Below are 25,729 nucleotides of genomic sequence, written 5' to 3' on the forward strand. Positions count from 1 at the left end.
GCTGCGCTCATGCTTTTCAGATCTGAGCGTCCCGATCACCGCCCTCCCAAGGATCGCCATGTCCGTTCGCAAACTTTTCGTTGCCGCCGCTTTGCTGCTGGCGACTGTCACAGCCCATGCCGATCAAGTCATCAGCATCGGCTACCAGCGTTCCTCGACACTCTGGCTGTTACTGAAGAATGACGGCCAGCTCGAACAGCGCCTCAAGCCGCTGGGCTTTACCGTCAACTGGCATGAGTTCAGCAGCGGGTTGTTGAGCGCGATGAACGCGGGGAGTGTCGATCTGCACGCCGACGTCGCCGATGCCTTCGCCTTGTTCACGCAAGCGGCGAACACACCGTTGACCTATTACGCGCGTGAGAATCCTTCGCCGACTGCGCAGGCAATCATCGTTCAGGACAGTTCGCCGATTCATAGCGTCGCTGACCTGAAGGGCAAAAGCGTGGCGGTTTCGAAAGGGTCGGGCAGTAATTTTCTGCTGATCTCGGCGTTGAAGAAAGCCGGTTTGACCCTGGCGGATATCAAGCCGGTCTACCTGGAAGCGCCGGATGGCGTGGCGGCATTCTCCAGCGGCAACGTCGATGCGTGGGCCATCTGGGACCCGTTCCTGGCGACGCAACAACGTGAACACCATGTTCGGGTGCTCGCCGACGGGACCCACGATGTCGCCAACTACAACCGTTTTTATGTCGCCAATACGAGTTTTGCCAAGGCTCATCCGGAGGTGTTGCAAGTGGTGTTCGACACGCTTCACGACGCCGGGCAGTGGGTCAAAGGCCATCCGCAGGAAGCCGCGAAAAACCTCGCGCCGCTGTGGGGCAACATCCCGACGGAAACCGTGGAACTGGCCAACAGCCGCCGCAGTTACGACATCGTGCCCGTCAAGATCGACCAACTGGCCGAGCAGCAGCGCATCGCCGATTACTACTACGAAGCCAAATTGATTCCGAAACCGCTGAAGATTTCCGACATCGCGGTGTGGGTTCCGAAAGCCAAGTCCGAATAAGACAGGAGCGCGTTCATGAGTCGCCACATTCACCTCTCTGCGTTCCTGCTGACCGGGCCGGTCATTCACAGCCATGCGGCATGGCGTCATCCGGAAACCATTGGTAATTACCTCGATCCCGAGTACTACGCACGCACCGCCCGCGTCGTGGAAGAGGGGCTGTTCGACTTCCTGTTCTTTGCCGACCGGCTGGCCGTGGGCGATCAGATGGGCGGGTCGCGCGACCTGGCATTGCGCTATGGTGCGCAGGACGCCACGCGTCTCGACCCGCTGCCAATCCTGTCTTATCTGGTCGGGCAGACGAGCAAGCTGGGCTTGGGCGCCACGCGTTCGACCACTTACTTCGAACCGGCGCACATCGCCCGTGAGTTCGCGACCCTCGATCACCTGTCCAAAGGCCGGGCGGCGTGGAACATCGTGACCTCGATGAACGACAGCGAAGGGCGCTTGTTCGGCAAGGACAAGCACTTGGAACACGACCTGCGCTACGACCGTGCCGACGAGTTCGTGGAGGTCGCGCTGAAGCTCTGGCGCAGTTGGGCACCGGGTGCGTTGAAGCTGGACAGGGAAAACGGCGTGTTAGCCGACCCGGACAAAATTACGTCAGTGCAGCATCACGGCGAGTGGTTTAAGGTCGAAGGCCCGCTGAATATTCCGCGCACACCTCAAGGGCGGCCCGTGCTGATTCAGGCGGGGTCGTCGGGGCGAGGACGTCGGTTCGGCGCCCGTTGGGCCGAGGCGATTTTCACCATCCATCCGCACCTCAAGGCCATGCAGGCGTTCCGCGAAGACGTGCGCGGGCAAGTCGTGCAGCAGGGGCGCAGCGCCGACAGCTGCAAGGTGCTGACGGCGGTGATGCCGTTCATTGGCGGCACCGAGGCCGAAGCACGGGCCAAGCGCGACAAACACAATGCGTTGGCGCGGCCGGAACTGGGGCTGGTGACCCTCGCGTCGCAGTTGAACGTCGACCTGTCGCCGTTTCCGCTGTCGGCCACCCTGGCGGAAATCGCCAAAGCGCCCTCGATTCACCCGGCAGCGGCGGAAAAACTGCTGATGCAGGGCGCCGACACCACCCTCGAAGAACTGGGCCGAATCTTCGCCAGCAGCGTGCGGGTGCCGCAACTGGTAGGCACCGGTGCGCAGATCGCCGATCAACTGGCCGAGATGTTTACCCAGGGCGGCTGCGACGGCTTCGTGATTTCTCCGGCCTACCTGCCAGGGTCATTCAGTGAATTCGTCGAAAGCGTGATCCCGCATTTGCAGCGCAAGGGCCTGTTCCGCACGGCCTATGAAGGTTCGACGTTGCGTGAACATCTGGGGCTCCCCGCGCTGGAGGATTGAGGTCTGAAGTCTCCCTGATGATGCAACCCTCAACTGTAGGAGCGAATTCATTCGCGAAAGGTGGGTCAGGCGACAGAGATGTATCGGCTGACCCAATGATTCGCGAATGAATTCGCTCCTACAGAGGTCCCTTTGCGCCGCTGATTCGGAGGCGTGACGCGTTCAAACTGTAGGAGCGAATTCATTCGCGAAAGATGGGTGAGGCGCCGGAGATGTATCGGCTGTTCCACCGATTCGCGAATGATTTCGCTCCTACAGTTTTTGAATGCTGTTGAGCCGACTGGCGACTTGACACAAAAAGGTCACTCAAAGCGAAACCGGATCAGTGCACGACAGGCTGATCTGGCCAGCCCATCATCGCGCGTCGGGCGTCGGCTTCCAGTTCTTCCCGAGGACTGCCGGCAGCGGCCTGCACGCACAGCCCGTTGAAGATCATCAGCATGTAACGCGCCAGCCCCTGTACATCTGCCTCCTTCGACAGATTGCCCTTGAGCTGGCCCTGTTCGAAGCGCTCACTCATGAACGCCACGATGCGACCCCGGCGACAGGCCAGCGTGGCCGGAATGTCGCTGGCTGCGCTGGTGGCCAGTCCGGCCTGTACCAGCAAACACCCTGGCGGCTCGTCGCTGGCGGTCAGCCACTCGATCCCGCCGAACAGAAACCGTTCAGCCGCTTCCCGCGCCGTCGCTGCGTCGAGGATGCTGTCCCGGTAATGCTCGCGATGCAGGTCGTAGTGTTCGAGCACCGCATCGAACAGCCCGCGTTTGCTGCCGAACGCAAAATAAATGCTGGGCGCGTTCAGGTTCATCGCCTTGGTCAACTCAGCCATCGAGGCGCCGTCGTAGCCCAGTTGCCAGAACACCTCCATGGCCCGATCCAGCACCTCGTGTTCGTCGAATTTTCGCGGTCTGGCCATTAGAGAGCCTCCTGTAATTTAGCGATCATTCTATTTAAAGCTTGACCCTGAATGCAAAGCCCTCGTAATTTATCGATCACTACATTACGACGACGAGGTGCAGCATGAGTCAATCAATGGCAGGCAAGGTGGCAATCATTACTGGCGGCAGTTCCGGTCTGGGGCTGGCGACTGCCAAGCGTTTCGTGGGGGAGGGCGCCAGCGTGTTCATTACCGGACGGCGTCAGGAAGAACTGGACAAGGCAGTGGCCGAAATCGGCGGCGACGTGGTGGCCGTGCAGGCAGACTCTTCGAAGCTCGGCGATCTGGATCGCGTGTTTGCCGAGATCAAATCGCGCAAGGGCAAGCTCGACGTGGTGTTCGCCAACGCGGGGATTCTCGAACGCGGCGCATTGGGCGAAATCACCGAAGGTTCGGCAGACCGGCTCTTCGACATCAATGTCAAAGGCCTGGTCTTCACCGTGCAAAAAGCCTTGCCGCTGTTGGTCGATGGCGGCGTGATCCTGCTGACCTCCTCGGTCGTGGCGAGCAAAGGCATGGCCGGTAACAGCCTGTACGCGGCGACCAAGGCCGCCATTCGAAACCTGGCGCGTAGCTGGATGATGGACCTCAAGGATCGTCATATTCGCGTCAACGCCATCAGCCCCGGCGCCATCGAAACCCCGGGCCTTGCCGGTGCGGCGCCAGATGCTGCCGGAGCGAAGGCGATGTTCGAACACTTCGGCTCGCTGATTCCTGCCGGTCGCGTCGGGCAGCCGGACGAAATCGCCAAGGTCGCGCTGTTCCTCGCCTCGGACGGTGCCAGCTACATCAACGGTGCGGACATCCCGGTCGACGGTGGTTGGGGCCAGATATGACGTCATTCCTTCGTTCACTCACAGGCGTTCTCTCATGAGCAAGATATTGGTCACCGGCGCTACCGGGGCTTTGGGCGGTTTGACGGTGCAGGCCTTGTTGCACAGGGTCAGCGCTGAGCAGGTGGTTGCGCTGGTGCGGGACGGTTCCAGGGCGGCCCATCTGCGGGATCAGGGCGTCGAAGTGCGCCAGGGCGATTATCAGGACCGCGCCTCGCTGCTGTCGGCATTCCAGGGCATCGATGCGCTGCTGTTGGTCTCTGCGGTGGCGTTCACCGACCGCCTTGCCCAGCATGTGAATGTGATCGAGGCCGCGAAAGCAGCGGGCGTCAGGCACGTGGTCTACACCTCCATCCAGCGCAAGCCCGGATCGTCGTTCAACATCGACGGCGTCACCGAATCTGACATCGCGACTGAGCAAGCGCTGAAGGACAGCGGCCTGAACTACACGATTTTGCGTAACGGGCTGTATTTCGAAGCGCTGGGCTTTTTGTTGGGAGAAGACGTGCTGAACAAGGGCGTGCACGTTGTCGAGGGCGAAGGCAAAGGCGCACTGGTGACTCGCGGGGACCTGGCCGAGGCCAACGCGGTTGTGCTGACTCAGGCGGGACATGAGAACGCGATCTACACCCTGGGCGCCTCCGAAGCCGTGTCCTTTCGTGAGATAGCCATGGAGTTGTCGGCGCTTCACGATGAGCCGGTGGTTTATTCGCCGGTGTCAGCCGATCAGTTCGTGGCCGATCTGATCGACGCGGGTCTTCCGCCTGCGGTCGCCGAGTTTCAGGCGCAGTGGGAAATGGCCGTGGCTCACGGTGAGTTCGCGGAGGTGAGCGGCGATCTGGAGCGTCTGATCGGGCGCAAGCCTGTGGGCTACCGGGAATACCTGCGCGCCGCGTATGGCGTGAACTGACGCCCTGTTTCTCAGCCTGAATTCCACAGGGATTTGCCGTTCAGACAGCAACCCGACAGCTTCTCCCCGTCGATGACGGGCTGACATCTTGATCATGCTGCGTATGATGGGCCCGACGTTTTTCTGAAAGGGCCCGTTTTCAATGATGAAGTTTTTCGCCGCGCTGCTCTGTGTGTTCACAGGCTTCGCCCATGCCGAACCCGCGTTGCTCACCGACCTGGCCCTGCCGTATCTCGCAGCGGCCCCCGCCGATTCCAAAGACAAACCCCTGATCATCTTCCTGCACGGCTACGGTAGCGACGAACGCGACCTGTTCGGGATCAAGGACGACCTGTCGGCGGACTACACCTACCTGTCAGTGCGCGCGCCGGGGGAAGTGGATGGCGGTGGCTACAAGTGGTTTACCCAGGACACTGATCAGGCCGAGTACGAAGGCGTGACCAGCGAAGTGGACAAGAGCACCGATTCCCTCAGGACATTCATCGAGCAGGCGACCGAAAAATACGGTACCCAGCCCAACAAAGTGATTTTGGTGGGCTTCAGCCAGGGCGCGATGATGAGTTATCAAATCGGCTTGCAACACCCTGAACTGGTGCGGGGCATCGCGCCGTTGAGCGGCAAGATACTTTCCGCACTCAATGCACGACTCAAACCCGACGACCGCCTCAAGCCGCTGAAAGTGTTCATCGGCCATGGCGCTGCCGACACCCGCGTGCCGTACTCGGGCGCCACTGAAGCGCAGACGGTGCTGGAGAATCTGCTGATCAATCCGGAGTTTCATGCCTACGCCGGGGCAGGGCACACCATCACCTCGGCTGAGGTGGCGGATTTGAAACGGTGGATTGAGGGGGTGTTGACCGCCCATTGATGACATCTGTAGCAGCACGGCTTGCCGGCGGTGGCGATCTTGAATTGCATGCTACCTGTAGGAGTGAGCTTGCTCGAGATGGCGTACAGTCAGTCACAGTTGATGTGTCAGACACTCAGCCATCGCGAGCAAGCTCACTCCTACAGGCACGCTGTGGATAATTTAGCTACAACCCCTGACTCCCCCGAATCAACTCATAGGCCCGCCGCGCCAGCGGGTTCACGGTGTTGGGCCGAATCCACAGGTGATACGTCACGTCGGGCATTCTCGGCAGCCCGTCGGCTTCCCCCAGCACACGCATGTCCGGGCCGAGCATTTCCATGCTGCGCGCCGTCACCCCCAGTCCTGCTCGGGTTGCGGCCTTGATGCCGATCAGATTCGACGCCAGGTACGCCTGTCGCCACGCGATGTTCGCCCGTTCCAGCGCCTCGATGGCGTAACGCCGATAGATGCTCGGCTCATCCACCAGAATCAGCGGAATCGGCTCGCTCGGCACATGCTGGTACTGCGCCGAACAGATCCACCACACCGGCGAAGTCCTGAGCGCAAAGCCTTCCAGAGCGGGATCTTCGCGGGTCGAGATCACCATGTCCACTTTGCCGCGATGCAAGTCGTCCATCAGAAACGGGCTGCGGCCCACGTCGATTTCCAGCCGCAGTTTCGGCGCGGAACGGGCGATGTGGCTGAGGATCGGCGGCAAGATCGTGTCGGCAATGTCGTGGGGCGAGCCGATGCGCAGCACGCCGCTAAGGCTGCTTTCACGCAGTGAATTGAGCGCGTCGTCGTTGAGCGAGAGCATCTGCCGGGCATGACGAAGCAACTGGCGACCGGGTTCGGTCAGTTGCTTTTGCCGACCCTGCTTCTGAAACAGACTGACGCCGATCTGCTGCTCCAGCCGTTGCATGTGTTGGGTCACCGACGACTGCGTGCGCGACAACTGCGCACCGGCCCCGGCGAAGCTGTGGTGATCGACCACCGCGACGAAAGTGCGCAGCAGTTCGAGATCGAGGGTGTCGGACATCGGGCATCTCGTGATCGGGTCGAAGTGCGGTCACCCGTGTGGGCGTCGTGTTACATCAATCGAAGTGCGTAATACATTACGGATTTTTATGGTTTTAAAAAGCCTTCCTGTAAAAAATTTCCGATAAGCCCAATAAAACCGCACTTATGCCGTTTTGATTTAACCGGCTAAACCAGAAAGTTATAACCATATTTGATATTTGCATTTCCGTTGTGGCATTCCCCTCCCTAGGATGCAGCCCATGACGAGGCGCTGACACAAGTGCCCAGCCGCTGACCATCTTGAGGGGACATCCATGCCGTACACGCGCTCGCCCATTACCCGTTTGCTTCCCTTGTTCGTCGGTGCGGTCGCCGCCCTCGGCGCCAGTTTTGTCGCTCAGGCCGACGCCACGCTGGACAAGATCGAGCAGCGCCACCGGGTGGTGGTCGGGGTATTGCTGTCGGGCGGCCCGTTCGGCTCCATTGATCCGAGTAACCAGAAACCCAAGGGCCTGAACGTCGACATGGCCGAAGACATTGGCCGTCAACTGGGCGTTGAGGTCAAGCTGGTGCCGGTGCTGCCTGCCAACCGCGTGCAGTTTCTGCAGCAGGGCAAGGTCGATTTGCTGATCGCCAACATGGAATGGACCGTCGAGCGCGGCCAGCAACTCGGTTTCGTGCCAACGCCGTTCTACCGCGTTGGCGGCACCGCTGCGGTGCTCAAAGACAGCATGATCACCCGCTGGGAAGACCTCAAGGGCCAGCCGGTCTGCACTTCTCAAGGCAGCAGCTACGTCAAGCCGCTGACCGAATACGGCGCTGAGCTCAAAGCGTTCAAAAGCTCGTCCGAATCCCTGCTGGCCCTGCGCGGCAACAATTGCGTCGCCGCCGTGCACGACGCCACGCTGATCAACCCGCTGATCGCCGACAGCCCTGAATGGAAGGACTACCGCGCCATCGCCCCGGAGTTGAACCCGGCCCCGTCAGTGATCTGGACCCGCCCTGGCGAGACCGACACCCAAGCCAAACTCGACACCCTCGTCAAAGGCTGGCACCGCACGGGCTGGCTGATCGAAGGCGAGAAGCGCCACCACATCACCCCGGCCTCGCCAGCACTGGTCGAGCTGCATGACAAGTTCCAGGCCACAGGCGCCTGAGTCGTTCCCCTTTCAAGGCATTGGTTATGAGCACGCGTACTTTCGGCAAAACCCTGACCGCCCTCGGCCTCTCGATCGGCATGGCGATGGCGGCCACCCTGGCCCACGCCGATGCGACGCTGGACAAGATCCAGCAGCGCCACAAAATCAGCATCGGCGTGATCCTCAGCGGCCCGCCGTTCGGCACCATCGACCCGAAAACCGGTGAACACCTGGGCTATAACGTCGAGCTGGCCAAGGGCATCGCTCAGAAGCTGGGCGTGGACCTGGAAACGGTGTCCGTCCTGGCGCCCAACCGCGTGCAGTTCTTGCAGCAGGGCAAGGTCGACATCCTGATCGCCAACATGCAGTACACCGACGAGCGCGCCGGGATTCTCGACTACGCCCCGACGCCGTACGAAGAAGTCGGCGGCGCCGCGCTGATCCGCAAAGGCGCGGGCATCGCCACGTGGGAAGACCTCAAGGGCAAGCCGGTCTGCGTGTCCCAAGGCAGCAACTTCATCAAGCCGTTGCAGGAAACCTACGGCGCCGAAATCAAGGCGTTCCGCAGCCAGTCCGAATCGCTGCTGTCCCTGCGCGGCAAAGGTTGCGTCGCTGCCGTTCACGTCAGCCCCACCATGCACGCGCTGCTGGATGACCCGGAATGGGCCGATTACAACATCCCGCTTGCCAACGACCTGATCCCGTCGAAATCGGTGATCTGGGTGCGCAAGGGCGAGCACGACACCCAGGCGAAAATCGACGCGATCATCCGCGACTGGCACCGCAGCGGCTGGCTGATCGACGTCGGTCAACGCACCGGCATGGCCCCGTCTCAAGCCCTGCGCGACATGCATGAGCAATTCCGCAATGCCGCGCCACTGGCTGCGCAATAACCGAGGCTTGCCATGAGCAGCGACCTGTTCCAGACCTTGCAAAGACTGATCGGCGCCGACTACGTGCAGGCGGGCACCGACTCGACCACGCAACTGACCGACAAACAGGGCACGTACGTCGGCAAGGCACTGGCCGTGGTGCGCCCGGCCAATACCGAAGAAGTGGCGGCGGTGGTGCGGGCCTGTGTCGCCCATACAGCGCCGATTGTGGTGCAGGGCGGCAACACCGGGCTGATGGGCGCTGCAACGCCCGACGCCAGTGGCCGTTCGGTGCTGCTGCTTCTTGACCGGCTCAATCGCGTACGTGAGGTCGACACGGATAATGACACCTTGACGGTCGAGGCAGGCTGCATTCTGCAAAACGTTCAGGACGTGGCGCGCAAGGCCGGGCGGTTGTTCCCGTTGAGCCTCGGCGCGGAGGGCAGTTGCACCCTCGGCGGCAACCTGGGCACCAACGCGGGCGGCACGGCGGTGCTGCGCTACGGCAACACCCGCGAGCTGACCCTGGGCCTGGAAGTGGTGACCGCCGAGGGCGAAATCTGGAACGGCCTGCGCGGTCTGCGCAAGGACAACACCGGCTATGACCTGCGCGATCTGTACATCGGCAGCGAAGGCACACTCGGCATCATTACTGCTGCGACCCTGAAACTGTTCCCGCTGCCCAAGGCCCAGACCACAGCGTTTCTGGCGTTCGATTCACTGGCTCAGGCGGTGAGTTTTCTCTCTCACGCCCGTGCCGGTTTTGGCGCAAGCCTGACGGCGTTCGAATTGCTGACCGCCGATTGCCTGACGCTGTTGCGCGAGCAGTTCCCCGACGGCCCGCAAGCCTTCGTCGATGCGCCGCAGCCCTGGTTCGCCTTGCTGGAGCTGTCGGATAACCACAGTGAAGCCCATGCGCGTCAGGCGTTTGAAGAGGTGTTGGGCAGCGCCTTCGAAGAAGGGCTGCTGGCCGATGCGCTGATCGCTGAAAGCCTGGCCCAAAGCGAGGCGTTGTGGCTGCTGCGCGAGAACATGAGCGATGCGCAACGTCGGGCCGGTCGCAACATGAAGCACGACATCTCGATCCCGATCTCGCGCATCGTTGAGTTCGTCGAGCACACCGACGCCTTGCTGCAACAGCATTTTCCTGGCGTGCGCAACTTCACCTTCGGCCATCTGGGCGACGGCAACCTGCATTACAACGTCGCCCACCCCTTGAACTCCACGGTCGAGGCGCACATGGCGCGTTACGCCGAACTGAGCGAACTGGTGCACGACAGCGCCCACGCCTTCGGCGGCTCGATCAGCGCCGAGCACGGCATTGGCCAACGCAAGCGAGCGATGCTGCCGCGTTACAAAAGCCGCGTCGAACTGGACCTGATGCGCCGCATCAAGCAGGCCCTCGACCCCCTCCATTTGCTCAACCCGGGCAAGGTTCTGATCCCCATCGACAGCGAGAGTAATCCTTCATGAGCGTTCGTCTGTCCCGACGCGTGCAGCGCGTTTCCCTGTCTGCCAACGCCGCCGCCAAATCCCGCGCCACCGAGCTGCGTGATGCCGGTCGCGACATCCTCGACCTGACCACCGGCGAGCCGGATTTCGACACGCCCGAGCACATCAAACAGGCCGCCTACAAAGCCATCGACGGCGGCGCCACCAAGTACACGCCGACCCCCGGCGTGAAGACACTGCGTGAGGCAATCCAGCGCAAACTTCAGCGGGAGAACCGTCTCGACTACGCACTGCCCTCGATTGTGGTCGGCAACGGCGCTAAACAGATCATCTTCAACGCTTTCGCCTCGACCCTCGATGACGGCGATGAAGTGCTGGTCTCGGTGCCTTACTGGCCGTCGTTTCCGGACATCGTGCGGGTCAACGGTGGCGAGCCGGTGTTCATCGAATGCGGCCTTGAACAAGGCTGCAAACTGACCCCGCAACAGCTGGAAAACGGCATCAATGCGCGCACCCGTTGGCTGATTCTCAACGGCCCCGGCAACCCCAGTGGCGCGGTGTACAGCGAGGCGGAACTGCTGGCGCTGGCCGAGGTGCTGCGCCGTCATCCCCAGGTGCTGGTGCTGCTGGATGAGCTGTACGAACACATTCGCTTCGACGGCAATCCGCCGCTGAGTCTGCTCAACGTCGCGCCCGATCTGCAATCCCGTGCCTTGCTGGTGGGCGGGGTTTCAAAGACCTACGCCATGACCGGCTGGCGCATCGGCTTTGGTGCCGGTCCCAAGGAACTGACCAGCGCCATGACGGTGATTCAGTCGCAATCGACCTCCGGCGCCTCGTCGGTCGGCCAGGCGGCTGCGCTGGCGGCATTCGAAGGCGGGCTGGCGTTTCTGCCGGAGCAGGTTCAGGCCTATCAGCAGCGTCGTGATCTCTTGATCGCGACGCTGAGCGAGGTGGACGGGCTGGACGTGCTCACGCCGGAAGGCGGCTTCTTCGTGTTCGTGCGCTGTACCGGTTTGCTGGGGCGCATTCGCCCCGATGGTCAGCGCCTGAACGATGACGGCGACGTGGTGGATTACCTGCTGGAACAGGGCGTCGCAGGTGTGGCGGGCAGCGCGTATGGCTTGTCGCCGTGGTTCCGCCTGTCCATCGCGACCGCCACCAGCAGCGTCATCGAGGCCGGGCGGCGGATTGCCGATGCCTGCGCACAGCTGCGTGTCGAGGCGCTGGCATGAGTCATTGGTTGGCCCCCGATGAATGGCTAACAGGCTTCGTGCAGTGGACGGCCAGGTTTGGCCTGAACTACAGCTTTCTGCTGGACGCGTATCAGCGCGGTTCGATGGTCAACGGCGCGCTGACGACCGTGTTGCTGTGCCTGTTCACCATCGTCGGCAGCCTGCTGGCCGGCGTCGGGCTGGCGGCCATGCTGACCAGCGGCAAGCCCTATCTCGCCAAGCCTGCGCGGGTGTTCATCGAAGTCACCCGCAACACGCCGACACTGGTGCAGCTGTACTGCGCGTTCCTGGTGTTGAACATGCTCTTGACCCAGGCCGTGGGTGCGGCGAACCCGCTGACGCCGTTCGCCTGGGTGGTGATCGTGATCTCGCTGCACAAGGGCGCGTTTCATGCCGAGGCCCTGCGCGCCGGGATCGAAGCGGTGCCTGCCGTGACGCTGGAAGCGGCGAGTTCCCTGGCCTTCAGCAGCCGTCAACTGCTGTGGAATGTACAACTGCCGCTGGCCCTGCGCTTCGCTTTGCCGTCGCTGATCAACAACCTGATCGACCTGGTGAAGATGACCGCCGTGGCCTCGGCCATCGCCGTGGGCGACATCACGTACGCCTCGATCATGATCTGGACTCAGAGCGACAACGTGCTGGAACTGATGATCCTGCTGCTGACGTTTTTCGGCCTGCTCAGCTTCATCGTCAACTGTGTGGGCCGCGCCCTCGAAGCCAAATTGAGGATGCCCGGTTATGGCCATTGAATCGTCCGCGACCCTGCCGCTGTCCTGGCCCCGGCGTCATCCGGGCACGCTTGTTATCGTTGCTGCACTGTTGGCGTTTCTGGTCTTTGGTGCGCCGAAAAGCCCGGTGTTCGCGGCGCTTTACGAGTGGTCGCCCGCACTGGCCGTGGGCTTCGGGCAGAACATTCTGATCAGCCTGTTGGCCATTGCCATCGGCTCGGTATTGGGCCTGTTGATCGGCGCGCTGGGCGTGTCGCCGCTGTGGATCACGCGGCTCCCTGCGCGAATCTGGGTGCAGGTGTTTCGCAACGCGCCGTGGCTGGTGCTGATCTATTTCACCACCTACGTCTTTCCGTTCGAGCTGCACATTGGCAAATCGTGGATCGGCTTTCCCGACTGGGTGAAAGTCACCATCGGCCTGGCGTTGCCCGCCAGCGCCAACGTCGCGGAAATCTTTCGCGGGGCCATCGGCTCGATCCCCAGCACCCAGTGGGAAGCCTCGCGTTCGCTGGCGTTCACCCGTGGGCAAATCTTCCGTTCGATCATCCTGCCGCAGTGCTTCAAGCGCATGCTGCCGCCGTGGATGAACCTCTACGCGGTGATCACCATGGGCACCGCGCTGGCCTCGTTGGTGGGGGTGCATGACCTGATCGACACCGCGCAGATCGCCAGCAATACGGTCAACCGCACGGGCTTTACGGTACTGATTTACTTCAGTGTGCTGGCGCTGTTTTTCACCTATTGCTACCCGATTTCCCGACTCACTCAATTCCTGGAGCGACGTTATGCCTTCTCCTGAAACGCGCGCCGAGCAACCCCTGATCAGCTTGCGCGACATTCATCTGTCGTTCGGCAGCAACCGCGTGCTCAAGGGCATCGACCTCGACGTGCAGCGCGGCCAGGCGGTGTCGATCATCGGCCCGTCGGGCTCGGGCAAGTCGACGATCCTGCGTTGTATCACCGGCCTGTTGCAGCCCCAGCGCGGCACGATTCGCGTGGGCGACACCGAGGTGCACACGCTGGCCAACGAGGCGCAGCGCATCCAATTGCGCAAGCGCGTGGGGTTCGTGTTTCAGCAGTACAACCTGTTCCCGCACTTGTCGGTGCTGGAAAACCTCGTCATCGCGCCGCGCAAGGTGCTGGGGCGCAATTCGGTGGACGCCGAGAAAGAAGCCCGCGCCTTGCTCACCAAGGTGCGCATGGAACACAAGGCCGATGCGTATCCGGGGCAGTTGTCCGGCGGCCAGCAGCAGCGGGTGGCGATCGCCCGCGCACTGGCGATGCGGCCCGAGCTGATCCTCTTTGATGAAGTGACCTCGGCGCTGGACCCGGAAACCGTGGGCGAAGTGTTGACGGTGATTCGCGAGCTGACCGAAGAAGGCATGACCTGCGTGCTGGTGACCCACGAGATGCGCTTCGCCGAGGACATCAGCGACGTGGTGTATTTCACCGAAAACGGCCTGATCGTCGAGCACGGCAGCGCCGAACAGATTTTCCAGCGCCCCACCAGCGAGCGCACCCAGACCTTTTTGCGCCACGCCCTGGGCGATGCTGGACGTCGTCCGGTGGCCAGCGGCGACCCGTTTCTATTGAGCAATATCAGCCGGTACAGCCTGTCGGTTTGACGGGCCGCGACTGGCGATCAATGACTAATAAAAGGAGCACCTGATGAGCATCGAAACTCGCAGCCCCGTGATCGAAGATTTCCTTCAGAAAATCCGCGTCATTCACCAACGCGGCGTGGACCGCGCAGCGCTGAAAGAAATCGTCAGCCTGCTGGAAGGCCTGGCCGAACGTCACGACCTGTTCAACTTCGACACCTTCCCGGCGCCGGTTCCGGGGGAGGGCGACACTGCGTTTCGTTATCGCCTGAACGACGACGGCGAGACCCCGACGCTCTATATGAACTCGCTGCTGCCGGGCAAAAGCACGTTGCCGCACAACCACGAAACCTGGGCGGTGATCGTGGCGGTGCAGGGTCAGGAGATCAACTACGTCTGGGCCCGCACCGACGATGGCAGTGACCCGACGTTCGCCAGGCTGGAGCTGGAAAAGGAAGTCGTGGTGCAACCGGGCACGTCGATCAGCTTCCTCGGCGAGGACCTGCACGGCATCAAAGTCGACGGCGAAACCCCGACCCTGCATTTCCACCTGTACGGCCGTCCGCTGGAGTCGCTGAACGGGCGTTACGGCGTCAACACCGAAGGCAAGGTTCTCAACTACAACGCTTCGCAAATGGCGCCGTCCATCAAGGCCTTCGCATGATCGACCTCTACTACTGGCCCACCGGCAACGGCCTGAAAGTCGGCATTCTCCTCGAAGAGCTCGGGCAAGAATATCGACTGTTGCCCATCAACATTCGCACCGGCGAGCAGAAGCAGGATTTCTTCCAGAAGATCAGCGCCAACGGGCGGATTCCGGCGATTGTCGATCATTCTCCTGTGTCCGCGGGCGAGCCGCTGAGCCTCTTCGAATCCGGGGCTATTCTCAATTATCTGGCGAATAAGGCCGGGCGTTTTCTGCCGCCAGAAGGCACCGCCGAGCGCCAGCGCGTGCAGGAGTGGCTGTTCTGGCAGGTGGGGCATGTCACGCCGTACCTGAGCCAGTGGCAGGTGTTCAGGGAAAAGGCGCCGGAGCCGATTCCATTCGCCCTCGACCTGCTTGGCGCTGAAGCCGCGCGGTTGTATGGCGTGCTGGAAGAACGCCTGGGTGAAGTGCCGTATGTGGCGGGTGATTATTCGATTGCCGACATCGCGATCTTCCCGTGGATTCAGCCGCTGCGTCAGGGCCAGGACCTGGCGGATTACCCGAACATCCATGCCTGGCGCGAACGCATCAAGGCCCGACCAGCCGTACAACGTGCGTACGAGAAGGGCCGGGAAGTGGCGGCGGGCGAGAAGTCGTTGGTGTTGCAGTAACCCCACCCCTGTCCCTGTAGGTGCGTGGCTTGTCCCGCGACCGGCGACGAAGTCGTCGTAAATCTGTTGAATTCGGCTCATCTGACACGGCCGGGTGTATGGATTTGCGACTGCTTCGCAGCCGGTCGCGGGACAAGCCGCGCTCCTACAAGGTCGCGTTAGTCACAAGACCAAGCCACACGACAGAATCACGAGAACCCCCATGAGCCAAAAAGTCACCCCGCACCACCTGCAAACCTGGCTGTTCGACGGCCAGGAAATCGCCCTGTTCGATGTGCGAGAGCACGGCCAGTACGGCGAAGCGCATCTGTTTCACGGGGTGAACGTGCCCTATAGCCGCCTTGAACTCGAAGCCCGCCGTCTGGCGCCCAACCCTGACGTGCGTCTGGTGATCTACGACCAGACCGGCAATGACATTTCGCGCAAGGCCGCGCAGCGTCTGGAGACGTTGGGCTACAGTCGCGTGCACGTGCTTGACGGCGGCGCCGACGGTTGGCAGGCGGCGGGTTTGCAATTGTTCGCCGGGGTGCATGTGCCGTCCAAGGCGTTTGGTGAGTTGGTGGAAGAGGCCAGTCACACGCCGCACATCAGTGCCAACGAACTGGCGGAGTGGCAGGCCAAAGGTGAGCCGCTGGTGGTCCTCGATGGCCGCCCGTTCGACGAATACCGCAAGATGACCATTCCCGGTTCCATCTGCTGCCCGAACGGCGAACTGGGCTATCGCCTGAAGGAACTGGTGGCGGATGACACCACCCCCATCGTCGTCAATTGCGCCGGTCGCACCCGCAGTATCATCGGCGCACAGACCCTCATCGACCTTGGCGTAAAGAACCCGGTCTACGCGCTGGAAAACGGCACGCAGGGCTGGTACCTCGCCGATCTGCCGCTTGAACACGGCAGTGCGCGGCGCTATCCGGACGTATCGCCCACCGCGTCGTTGGCCCCGCAACGTGACGCCGCGCAACAGCTGGCACAACGTGCCGGTGTGCAGACGGTCAAGGCCGACCAGGTCATCGCGTGGTCGCAGGACCCGTCACGCAGCCTGTTTCTGGGCGACGTGCGCACCCCTGAAGAATTTGCCCTTGGCAGTTTGCCGGGTGCACAACATACGCCTGGCGGGCAGCTGATTCAGTCCACTGATCTTTATGTCGGGGTGCGCGGGGCGCGTCTGGTGCTGCTCGACAACGACGGCGTCCGTGCCCCCATCGTTGCCAGTTGGCTGCGTCAGTTGGGGCATGAGGCCTATGTGCTGGAAGGCGGTTTGCAGAGTGGCCTGGCGTTGCCGGTCAGGGCTGAGTCGTATGCGCCGGCGTTGCCTGAAATCAGCGCGGCGGCTTTGCAGGATGCGCTGCGCGACGACACCGTTGCGCTGATCGATCTGCGCAGCAGCATGGCCTATCGCAAAGCACACATTGCCGGGTCGGTGTGGTCGATTCGCACGCGCCTGGCGGATGATCTTGCTGCTCAGACCCAGCCGATCGTCCTCGTCGCAGACGATGCAAACCTTGCCGCCATCGCCGCCCTTGAACTGCCGGAATCGCAACGTCAGCACGTCCGCTGGCTGGATTTCAAAACCTGGCAGGCAGCGGGTTTTGCGCTGGCCGAAGATGCCAGCAATCCACCCGACGAGCAGTGCATCGATTTCCTGTTCTTCACCCATGATCGCCACTCGGGCAACAAAGACGCCGCACGCCAATACCTGGCGTGGGAAATCGGCTTGCTGGGGCAGATGACAACGCAGGAAATTGCCAGCCTCAAGCCCTTGGCATCCAGCGCAAACGAGAGCCGGGTGCGCACGCGCTTGATCCACGCGGCCCGCGGGGAAAAGGGCAGCGGCGTGCGCTGGGTCAACCCGTCCGTGTCGCGCATGAGCACGGTGTTGTTCGACAGCCTTGACGACATGCGCGACGCGCGCAAACGCCGCGACACCGAACGCGTGCTGACCTACGGCGCGCGGGGCAATCCGACGGCGTTCGAGCTGGAAGATCTGGTCACGGAACTGGAAGGCGGCTATCGCACGCGCCTGTTCAGTACCGGACTGGCAGCCGTCGCGCAGACCTTTCTGGCGTACCTGCGCCCCGGCGATCACGTGCTGATCACCGACGCGGTGTACTCGCCGGTGCGGCAAGTGGCCGAGGAGTTCCTCAAACCGTTCGGCATTCAATACAGCTACTTCAATGCCGACGGCAGCGGGCTGGAAGACAAACTGCAAACCAACACCAAAATGGTCTATGCCGAGGTGCCCGGTTCACTGTTGTACGAACTGGCCGACCTGCCGGCCATTGCCACGCTGTGCAAGGCGCGGGGAATTTTGCTGGCGGTGGATAACACCTACGGCTCGGGCTACCAGTACCGACCGCTGACACTGGGCGCGGACATTTCCATCATGGCCCTGACCAAATACCTGTCAGGGCACAGCGACGTGGTGATGGGCAGCGTCTGCACCACCCAAGCCGTCTGGCAACCGTTGGCCGTCATGACGGACACCTTCGGCAGCGTCGTCAGCCCCGATGACGCTTACCTCGTGCTGCGCGGCGCCCGCACCCTCGCCACGCGGCTGGACGCCCATCAGCGCCAGGCCCTGGAGGTCGCGCGCTGGCTTCAGCAGCATCCTCAGGTCAAACGCGTCTTCCACCCGGCGCTGCCCGATCATCCGAACCACGCCCTGTGGAAACGCGACTTCACCGGCAGCAACGGCCTGCTCACCTTCGAACTGGCTGACAACGATCCCACCTTGCAGGCGCCGTTCATCGAAGCCCTCAACCTGTTCGGCCTTGGCGCGTCGTGGGGCGGTTTCGAAAGCCTGATCATCCCCGCCAACGTCCACGACCGACAGAACGCTACCGACAAAACCCTCAACCCGCTGCTGAGATTGCACATCGGGCTGGAGGACGTCAGCGCGTTGATCGAAGACCTGGAAAGAGGGTTTGCGGCGATTCGTTGACTGTGGGAGCGAATTCATTCGCGAACAATGGACCAGCCGATAGAGATGCGTCGGTAGACCTGGCCCTTCGCGAATAAATTCGCTACCACAGGGTGTTTGCGTTGGCTGCCGGAATCACGGGGGTCAGGGGTTAGCGGTTCAAAACCCCGCCTTACCCACCGACGCCCCGCCATCCACGAACAACGTTTGCCCGGTGATGAACCCGCTCTGCTCTGACAGCAGGAAGGCGATCGCCGAAGCGATTTCTTCCGGTTGGCCGAAGCGGCCCATGGGCACGCCGGAGAGGTAGCGCTTTTCGCCTTCGCTGCCCGGTGGGTTGTTCTGGCGGAACAGTTCGGTTTCGGTCGGGCCGGGGGCGATGGCGTTGACGGTGATGCCCGTTTGGGCCAGTTCCAGTGCCCAAGAGCGGGTGAAGCTGATCAGCGCGGCCTTGGCGGCAGCGTAGGCCGTGCGTTGGGTGATGCCGAGCACCGTCAGGCTGGAGATGTTGACGATGCGGCCCCAACCCTGTTCGCGCATGTTCGGCAGCAGGGCCTGGGTGGCGAGGAGGGCGGAGTGAAGGTTGACGCTCATCACGGCGTCGAAGTCTTCCAGTTCGATTTCACCCAAAGGCTGTGGGCGCACCAGCCCTACGTTGTTGACCAGCCCGTCGAAGCGGTAATGCTGCGCGAGTTCGGTCAGGCCGCAGCGGGTCTGCGCCTTGTCGCTGAGGTCCAGTTCGATCAGCACGCCGGGGAAAGTCGGGTCATCGGCGTTGCGGGCGATGCCGACCACCTGATGCCCTGCGGCCGCCAGGGATTCGGACAGGGCGCGGCCAATGCCTTTGCTGGCGCCGGTGATGAGGAAGGTGCGGGAGGTCATGGAATCACTCCTTGGGAGTCGGAAAATAAGTCATGAATGGGGTGGGGATCTCTGTGGGAGCGAATTCATTCGCGAATGATCTTCCAGTCGACAGAGCGGCGTCGGCTGTACATTTTTCGCGAATGCTTCGCCCCCACAGGTCTTGCGTTCGTCGTGCTCTCAACGGTTCAGGCAGCGCGTGATCCCGTCGAGTTTTTCAAAAACATCAGCAGCGCCACCAGCGGAAACGCACTGCCCGCGATCACGATCCAGCCCCAGCCGCCGTGGTCGTAGAGCGCGCTGGCGATCACCGACCCTGTGGCGCCGCCGAGGAAAATACTCGTCATGTACAGCGCATTCAGGCGGCTGCGGCTCTTCGCATCGAGGGCATAAACGGCGCGCTGGCCGACCACCATGTTCATCTGCACGCAGAAATCCAGCACCACGCCGGTCACGGCCATGCCGATGACGGCGTACGCGGGTTGCACCAGGCTGGGCAGAAAGCTCAGGGCGGCGAACAGCATCGCGAACAGACTTGCCTGACGGCTATGCCCGGCGTCCGCCAGCCGACCGGCAAAGGGCGCGGCAATGGCGCCAATCGCCCCGACCAGCGCAAACAGCGCAATCTGGCTTTGCGAGAGGCCGTGGTTGTTGGCCAGCTCCAGCGGTACGGCGGTCCAGAACAGGCTGAACGTCGCAAACATACAGGCCTGATAAAACGCCCGCTGGCGCAGCACCGGCTGCTTGACCAACAGCGTCCACAGGGACTTCAGCAACTGTCCGTAACTGGCGTTGTGAGTCGGCTGATGTTTGGGAATGGTCGTGGCCAGCACGACGCTGATCAGCAACATCATCACGGCGGCGGTGCCAAACACCGCGCGCCAGCCGAAGTGGTCGGCAATCAGGCTGGACGCCGGACGGGCCAGCAGAATGCCCAACAGCAGGCCACCCATGATGCTGCCGACGACCCGTCCACGGGTTTCTTCGGGGGCGAGATGCGCGGCCAACGGAATCAGAATCTGCACCGCCACCGAGCTGAATCCCACCAGCAGCGAGGCGAGCAGGAACAGATTGGGCGTCTCGGCGAACGCAGCGCTCAACAGGCTCAGAATCGCCACCGCCGTCGTCGCCATCATCAGCTTGCGGTTTTCCAGCAAATCGCCCAGCGGCACCAGGAAAAACAGGCCCACGGCATAGCCAATCTGCGTCAGCGACACAATCAGGCTGGCCAGCGTGCTCGACAGCCCGATGTCCGGGGCAATCAGGCCAATGATCGGTTGAGCGTAATAAATGTTCGCAACGATGGCGCCGCAGCAAAACGCAAACAGCATCGCCAGCCCTTTGGTCATGGTTGCACCGAGGGCAGCGGTCTGGGACGTGGAAGTCATGGCGGGTTCTCAAAAGACGTAGCACCGATGCCGGAAACGCTCTGGCACGGGCATGGATGAAGAATGGTGAGCAGGCTAACGCTTTTCCATTGCGTTAAGAAGGTCTGTTGGATTGATATGACCTATGCCTGAAAGGAATGGTACGACGCCCCTCAAGCGTGGTTCCGTCGTCCGCCCGAAACTTTTCCCCTCGCGCCCCGGTCATTCCCTTACACACCCCTTGGGAATTAACGCGATGGCTCGGGCAATCTGGAAGGGCGCGATCAGTTTTGGGCTGGTGCACATCCCTGTGGCGCTGGTGTCGGCGACGTCGCAGCAGGGCGTGGATTTCGACTGGCTGGACAAGCGCAGCATGGACCCGGTCGGTTACAAGCGGATCAACAAGGTTACCGGCAAGGAGATGACCAAGGAAAATATCGTCAAGGGCGTGCAGTACGAGAAGGGCCGCTACGTGGTCATCAGCGAAGACGAGATTCGCGCCGCGCACCCCAAGTCGACGCAGACCATCGACATCTTCGGTTTTGTCGACAGCGCGCAGATTCCGCTGCAAAACATCGACACGCCGTACTTCCTTGCACCCGACAAGCGCGGCGAGAAGGTCTACGCTCTCTTACGGCAGACGCTGGTGGACACCGGCAAGGTCGCGCTGGCTCATGTGGTGATCCGTACCAGTCAACATCTGGCGGCAGTGATGCCGCTGGAGTCGGCGATCATTCTGGTGTTGCTGCGCTGGCCCGCTGAAGTGCGCGGGCTGGACAGTCTGGACCTGCCCAAGGAAGCCACCGACGTGAAGCTCAGCAAGAGCGAGCTGGACATGGCCAAGCGGCTGGTCAAGGACATGAGCACCGACTGGACCCCGGACGCCGAAGAATACCGTGACACGTTCCAGGACCAGATCATGACGCTGGTCGAGACCAAGGCCCGGGAAGGCAAGATTGAAGACGTGGAAACCGACGCCGGGGAGACCGAGCGCAAATCCGCTGATGTCATCGATTTGACTGAATTGCTCAAACGCAGTCTGGGCAGCCGCGGCGGTTCCGCCAAGGCCCCAGTGAAAACCAAACCTGCCAGCAAGAGCAAAACCGCAGCCGCTGATGATGTAGCCCCGGCCAAACGGCGAGCCCCTGCAAGGAAAAAGACGACCAAGGCGTCCTGAGCCCCTCTTTTAAGACGCAGCGCCTTGTGTTGAGAACTGCCCGGCGTATCGAACGCGGGGTGCAGAGGACTGATCGATCATGGCAAAACCTGTGAGTGAGTACACCCGCAAGCGCAATTTCGACATCACTTCCGAGCCCCCCGAAACCTCGGGCCGGGCTCGCAGCAGCAAAGGCAAGGCGCTGACGTTCGTCATTCACAAGCACGATGCGCGCAATCTGCATTACGACTTTCGACTGGAACTGGACGGCACGCTCAAGAGTTGGGCCGTGCCAAAAGGCCCGAGTCTGGACCCAAAAAACAAACGCCTGGCGGTGCACGTCGAAGATCACCCGCTGGGCTACGGCAGTTTCGAGGGCAGCATCCCCGAGGGGCAGTATGGCGCCGGAGACGTGATCGTCTGGGACCGGGGGATCTGGCAGCCCCACGGCGACCCTCGCGCCACCTACAAAGCCGGGAAACTAAAATTCACCCTGATCGGCGAAAAACTGACCGGCGACTGGGCCTTGGTCCGCACCCATTTGCAGGGCAGCGGCGACAAGGAACAGTGGCTGTTGATCAAGGAAAAGGACGAGGCAGTGCGCTCGGCGGACGAATACGACATCGTCGCCGACAAGCCGGAAAGCGTGGTCAGTGGTGCGATGGTGGGCGAGGGACGAAGCACGGCTAAAGCCCCGAAACGCAAGGCGGCCTCGGCGCCGGTAGCCGAGAAGAAGCCAGCGGCCTCAAAACCTGCAAGTAAGAAAGCGGCGACGAAGAAATCCAGCATCCCGGACAAGCTTTCCCCTCAACTCGCCACCCTGATGGACACCCCGCCGGCGGGTGATTGGCTGTACGAGATCAAATTCGACGGCTACCGAATCATGGCCCGGATTCGCGACGGCGAGGTGCGCATGATCACCCGCAACGGCCATGACTGGACCGACCGTCTGCCGTTGCAGGCCAAGGCCATCGCCGATCTGAACCTGGGCGATGGCTGGCTCGACGGCGAAGTGGTGGTGCTCAACGACGCCGGGCTGCCGGATTTTCAGGCATTGCAGAACGCGTTCGAGATCGGCCGCAGCAAGGACATCGTGTACTACCTGTTCGACGTGCCGTTTCTCAACGGCGAAGACATCCGCGAAAAGCCCGTGGAAGAGCGTCGGGCTGCGTTGAAAAAACTGCTTGGTCGGCAAGCCAAGGGGCTGCTGCGTTTTTCCGATGCCTTCTCGGCCAACCATCGCGACATCATCGAGAGCGCGTGTTCGTTGTCCCTTGAAGGCGTGATCGGCAAACGGGCGGGGAGCGTATACCAGTCCCGCCGCAGCCCGGACTGGATCAAGCTCAAGTGCAAGTTGCGGCAGGAGTTCGTCATCGTCGGTTTCACCAAGCCCCAGGGCACGCGCAGCGGGTTTGGCGCGTTGCTGTTGGCGGTGAACGAGGAGGGCGCCGGTTTGGTGTACGCCGGGCGGGTCGGCACGGGTTTCAATCAGAAAATGCTCGACGACATGTTCGGGCAGATGAAGGCGCTTGAACAGGACGCCTCGCCCTTGGCGAAAAAACTCACCAGCGCCCAGGCCCGAGGGGTGCACTGGATCGAGCCGACGCTGGTGGGTGAGGTGGAGTTTGGCGAATGGACCCGCGAAGGCATCATCCGTCACTCATCCTTTATTGCCTTGCGCAGCGACAAACCGGCTGAGGAAGTGGTCCACGAATACCCGAGGACCCCGAAAGACATCAAAGCGCCGTTCAAGCCCAAGGCCTCTAAATCAGGGGCTTCCAAGACTGAAGAGCCGCCCTCCAAGCCTGCCCGCACACGGTCGGGCAAGGATAAGATCGAAGTGGCGGGCGTGCTGATCAGTCACCCGGAGCGGGTGATCGACAAGGAAAGCGGCTTGCACAAGATTGACCTCGCGCATTTCTACGAATCGATTTCCGACTGGATTCTGCCGCATCTCGACCATCGTCCCGTGGCGCTGCTGCGCTGTCCGGAAGGCGTCGAGGGCGAACAGTTCTTTCAGAAGCACTCTGAGCGGCTGGCGATTCCCAACATAAAACAGCTCGACCCTGAGCTCGACCCCGGTCATGCGCGGCTGATGGAAATCGACACCGTGCAGGCACTGGTCGGGGCGGCGCAAATGGGCACCATCGAACTGCACACCTGGGGTTCGACGTACGACCAGATTGAACTGCCCGATCACTTCGTCCTCGACCTCGACCCGGACACTGATCTGCCGTGGCGCAGCATGGTCGAGGCGACGCAATTGACCCTGTCGGTGCTCGACGAACTGGGGCTGGATGCGTACATCAAGACCAGCGGCGGCAAGGGCATGCACATCCTCGTGCCGCTGGCGCGCAAGGCCGATTGGGACACAGTGAAAGCCTTCGCAAAAGCGCTGGCGCAGTTCATCTCGCAGCAGTTACCGGAACGGTTCACCGCGACGTCCGGCCCGAAGAATCGCATCGGCAAAATCTTCATCGATTACCTGCGCAACACCCGAGGCGCCAGCACCGTCGCGGCCTACTCGGTTCGCGCCCGACCTGGATTACCGGTCTCGGTGCCCATTGCCCGGGATGAGCTGACCAGCCTCAAATCCTCGGCCCAATGGAACATCGCCAACCTGCAAAAACGCCTGCGCAAGCTCAAGGCCGATCCGTGGGCGGGGTACAAGAATACCCAGCGCATTACCAAACCGATGTGGAAGCGGCTGGGGGTGAAGGCGCCGAGTTGATGCCGCCCCACGGGGAGCTTGGCGTGCCATCCATTTTTGCGTCGCAGGTTGACCCGTTCAGGACTCCCGGGAATCGAGACGTCGCCGCAATTGCCCCGGCGCCATGCCATAGGTGTCCTTGAACACCTTGCTGAACGCTGCTTGCGACTGATACCCCACCTGCGCGGCGATGTCGCTCAGGCCACTTTGCGACCGGCTCAACAACCCGTAGGCCATTTGCATGCGCACTTGGGTGAGCAGGGTCCAGGGCGAGCTGCCGCTGAGTTTGCCGAACGCGCGCACGAAAGTGGCGCGGGACATGCTCGCCCGTTCTGCGAGGGTGTCGACAGTCCATTGGTGGGCGGGGTCGTCGAGCATGGCTTGCCACGCGCGTCCCAAGCGTTTGTCTCCCAGTAACGCCAGGCTGCCTTCGCTTTGCGGCGACTGTTGCAGATGTGCGCGCAGCACCAAGGTGAACAGCGCCGAAGTCAGCGCGTTGACCATGAACTGGCCGCCCGGTCGATTGGCGTCCGCTTCGCTGCGCAGCAATGCCACGAGCGCGGGCAGGGGATCGCAGGCGTCCAGGGCTTGGGTCGAAATCAGCAGATAATCCGGCAGGGCAGAAAACAGCATCGAATGACGCTGATAGAGAAATCGCCCGCAAAGCAGGTCCGGCTCTGCACCGTGACCAAACCGCTGCACCGTCAACAGGCCTCCGGTCTCCAGCTGCGGTCTCGACGCGGGCACGCGTGGGCCGGGACTGATCAACAGATGGCTCATGCCATCGGGCAATACGAGGATGTCCCCCGCGACCAGCTTCAAGCGGCGGCCATCGGAGAGTTCGACCTGGCACTGCCCCGCCAGCACGATGTGATAGGGCGCAACGCCGTCCGCTTCCTGTTCGTGGTCCAGCGCCCAGTCGCCCTGAAACTGGCAGCGCAGATCGAGGCGTCCACGGACGTCGGCGAGGGTGATGAGTGTGTCGATGGCGTGCATATGCGACTTTCTGACAAAGAAATGAGCCAAACGAGCAAGTTACAAATACCTGGTTGGCGGAGACTGTGCGTGTTCCCGGCGCAGTCTAGCCGCCGCTCTCAGGAGATACCACCATGTTCAGCAATTGGCCCGACCTCGTTTCCACCATCAAGCAATCCTTTGGCTCGTTGTCCAAATCCAACCCGAAAATGGTCAAGGCCTACATGGCCCTTGGCGATGCCTCGGCGGAAAACAACGTGCTAGACGCCAAGACCCGCGAACTGATTTCACTCGCCGTGGCCATCACCACCCGCTGCGACGGTTGTCTCGGGGCTCACGCCGAAGCCGCCATTGCCGCCGGTGCGACCCGTGAAGAAGTGGCGGCCGCCGCCGCGACCGCCATCTCGCTGAATGCCGGGGCGGCGTACATCTACTCAATGCATGCGCTTGAGGCGTTTGATGCGTTGAAGAAGTAAGGGAGCGGTCGTTGTGTAAC

General features: G+C 61.9%; 23 protein-coding genes. 18 read left to right on the forward strand and 5 right to left on the reverse strand.

Annotation, left to right across the window (positions count from 1 at the left end; translation table 11 throughout):
- Nucleotides 1–58 precede the first annotated feature (58 nt).
- Nucleotides 59–1,006: an aliphatic sulfonate ABC transporter substrate-binding protein gene (locus ACWKWE_RS11670; protein ID WP_483850601.1), complete on the forward strand. Its 948-nt coding sequence runs from the start codon at nt 59–61 to the stop codon at nt 1,004–1,006.
- 15 nt (nt 1,007–1,021) lie between these two features.
- A complete protein-coding gene (locus ACWKWE_RS11675) occupies nt 1,022–2,347 on the forward strand; it encodes an LLM class flavin-dependent oxidoreductase (protein WP_483850602.1) in 1,326 nt (441 codons plus the stop codon).
- Between the two features lie 322 nt (nt 2,348–2,669).
- On the opposite strand, the gene ACWKWE_RS11680 is transcribed toward ACWKWE_RS11675, so the two are convergent.
- Nucleotides 2,670–3,263, reverse strand: a complete 594-nt coding sequence (locus ACWKWE_RS11680) for a TetR/AcrR family transcriptional regulator (protein ID WP_483850603.1) — start codon at nt 3,261–3,263, stop codon at nt 2,670–2,672.
- A gap of 104 nt (nt 3,264–3,367) precedes the next feature.
- On the opposite strand from ACWKWE_RS11680, the gene ACWKWE_RS11685 reads away from it, so the two are divergent.
- From ACWKWE_RS11685 to ACWKWE_RS11695, 3 genes are all read left to right on the forward strand, one after another.
- Complete coding sequence (locus ACWKWE_RS11685) at nt 3,368–4,120, forward strand: SDR family NAD(P)-dependent oxidoreductase (RefSeq protein WP_483850604.1); 753 nt, start codon at nt 3,368–3,370, stop codon at nt 4,118–4,120.
- Between the two features lie 34 nt (nt 4,121–4,154).
- A complete protein-coding gene (locus tag ACWKWE_RS11690; protein ID WP_483850605.1) occupies nt 4,155–5,027 on the forward strand; it encodes an SDR family oxidoreductase in 873 nt (290 codons plus the stop codon).
- A 142-nt stretch (nt 5,028–5,169) separates the two neighbouring features.
- Nucleotides 5,170–5,895, forward strand: a complete 726-nt coding sequence (locus ACWKWE_RS11695; protein ID WP_166594885.1) for an alpha/beta hydrolase — start codon at nt 5,170–5,172, stop codon at nt 5,893–5,895.
- A 166-nt stretch (nt 5,896–6,061) separates the two neighbouring features.
- Here ACWKWE_RS11695 and ACWKWE_RS11700 read toward each other — a convergent pair whose 3' ends face one another.
- The gene (locus tag ACWKWE_RS11700) at nt 6,062–6,916 is read right to left on the reverse strand and encodes a LysR substrate-binding domain-containing protein (protein ID WP_166594886.1); all 855 of its coding nucleotides are present in this window, start codon (nt 6,914–6,916) and stop codon (nt 6,062–6,064) included.
- 295 nt (nt 6,917–7,211) lie between these two features.
- On the opposite strand from ACWKWE_RS11700, the gene ACWKWE_RS11705 reads away from it, so the two are divergent.
- The 10 genes from ACWKWE_RS11705 (at nt 7,212) to metC (ending at nt 18,185) form a co-directional block, all read left to right on the forward strand.
- Complete coding sequence (locus tag ACWKWE_RS11705) at nt 7,212–8,054, forward strand: transporter substrate-binding domain-containing protein (protein ID WP_483850606.1); 843 nt, start codon at nt 7,212–7,214, stop codon at nt 8,052–8,054.
- An 80-nt stretch (nt 8,055–8,134) separates the two neighbouring features.
- Entirely contained in the window at nt 8,135–8,929 is a 795-nt protein-coding gene (locus ACWKWE_RS11710) for a transporter substrate-binding domain-containing protein (protein WP_483850962.1), read from the forward strand.
- A 12-nt stretch (nt 8,930–8,941) separates the two neighbouring features.
- Complete coding sequence (locus ACWKWE_RS11715) at nt 8,942–10,381, forward strand: FAD-binding oxidoreductase (RefSeq protein WP_483850607.1); 1,440 nt, start codon at nt 8,942–8,944, stop codon at nt 10,379–10,381.
- Nucleotides 10,378–11,595 (forward strand): aminotransferase class I/II-fold pyridoxal phosphate-dependent enzyme, encoded by a 1,218-nt coding sequence (locus tag ACWKWE_RS11720; protein WP_483850608.1) that lies wholly within the window; start codon nt 10,378–10,380, stop codon nt 11,593–11,595. The genes ACWKWE_RS11715 and ACWKWE_RS11720 overlap by 4 nt, the downstream gene beginning before the upstream one ends.
- Nucleotides 11,592–12,344 (forward strand): amino acid ABC transporter permease, encoded by a 753-nt coding sequence (locus ACWKWE_RS11725; protein WP_166594891.1) that lies wholly within the window; start codon nt 11,592–11,594, stop codon nt 12,342–12,344. Before ACWKWE_RS11720 ends, ACWKWE_RS11725 begins: the two co-directional genes overlap by 4 nt.
- Nucleotides 12,334–13,122 carry an amino acid ABC transporter permease gene (locus ACWKWE_RS11730; protein WP_483850609.1) on the forward strand — a complete coding sequence of 263 codons (789 nt, stop codon included), beginning with the start codon at nt 12,334–12,336 and terminating at the stop codon, nt 13,120–13,122. The genes ACWKWE_RS11725 and ACWKWE_RS11730 overlap by 11 nt, the downstream gene beginning before the upstream one ends.
- A complete protein-coding gene (locus ACWKWE_RS11735; RefSeq protein WP_483850610.1) occupies nt 13,109–13,948 on the forward strand; it encodes an amino acid ABC transporter ATP-binding protein in 840 nt (279 codons plus the stop codon). Before ACWKWE_RS11730 ends, ACWKWE_RS11735 begins: the two co-directional genes overlap by 14 nt.
- A gap of 43 nt (nt 13,949–13,991) precedes the next feature.
- Entirely contained in the window at nt 13,992–14,588 is a 597-nt protein-coding gene (locus ACWKWE_RS11740) for a cysteine dioxygenase family protein (protein WP_166594894.1), read from the forward strand.
- Entirely contained in the window at nt 14,585–15,241 is a 657-nt protein-coding gene (locus ACWKWE_RS11745; protein ID WP_483850611.1) for a glutathione binding-like protein, read from the forward strand. The genes ACWKWE_RS11740 and ACWKWE_RS11745 overlap by 4 nt, the downstream gene beginning before the upstream one ends.
- A gap of 202 nt (nt 15,242–15,443) precedes the next feature.
- Entirely contained in the window at nt 15,444–18,185 is a 2,742-nt protein-coding gene (gene metC / locus ACWKWE_RS11750; RefSeq protein WP_483850612.1) for a cystathionine beta-lyase, read from the forward strand.
- A gap of 138 nt (nt 18,186–18,323) precedes the next feature.
- Here the strand turns inward: metC and ACWKWE_RS11755 are convergent, their stop codons facing one another.
- Together ACWKWE_RS11755 and ACWKWE_RS11760 are read right to left on the reverse strand one after the other, a co-directional pair.
- Entirely contained in the window at nt 18,324–19,046 is a 723-nt protein-coding gene (locus ACWKWE_RS11755; RefSeq protein WP_483850613.1) for an SDR family oxidoreductase, read from the reverse strand.
- 167 nt (nt 19,047–19,213) lie between these two features.
- The gene (locus ACWKWE_RS11760) at nt 19,214–20,413 is read right to left on the reverse strand and encodes an MFS transporter (protein ID WP_483850614.1); all 1,200 of its coding nucleotides are present in this window, start codon (nt 20,411–20,413) and stop codon (nt 19,214–19,216) included.
- A 235-nt stretch (nt 20,414–20,648) separates the two neighbouring features.
- On the opposite strand from ACWKWE_RS11760, the gene ku reads away from it, so the two are divergent.
- Nucleotides 20,649–21,569 (forward strand): non-homologous end joining protein Ku, encoded by a 921-nt coding sequence (ku, locus tag ACWKWE_RS11765; RefSeq protein WP_166594900.1) that lies wholly within the window; start codon nt 20,649–20,651, stop codon nt 21,567–21,569.
- 79 nt (nt 21,570–21,648) lie between these two features.
- Nucleotides 21,649–24,279, forward strand: coding sequence for a DNA ligase D (gene ligD / locus ACWKWE_RS11770; RefSeq protein WP_483850615.1), 2,631 nt, complete (start codon nt 21,649–21,651; stop codon nt 24,277–24,279).
- 57 nt (nt 24,280–24,336) lie between these two features.
- Here the strand turns inward: ligD and ACWKWE_RS11775 are convergent, their stop codons facing one another.
- Complete coding sequence (locus ACWKWE_RS11775) at nt 24,337–25,254, reverse strand: AraC family transcriptional regulator (RefSeq protein WP_483850616.1); 918 nt, start codon at nt 25,252–25,254, stop codon at nt 24,337–24,339.
- A gap of 113 nt (nt 25,255–25,367) precedes the next feature.
- Here ACWKWE_RS11775 and ACWKWE_RS11780 point away from each other — a divergent pair, with 113 nt between their 5' ends.
- Nucleotides 25,368–25,709, forward strand: coding sequence for a carboxymuconolactone decarboxylase family protein (locus ACWKWE_RS11780; RefSeq protein ID WP_166594903.1), 342 nt, complete (start codon nt 25,368–25,370; stop codon nt 25,707–25,709).
- The last annotated feature ends 20 nt before the right edge of the window (nt 25,710–25,729 follow it).

The organism is Pseudomonas salicis (genome assembly GCF_057128705.1).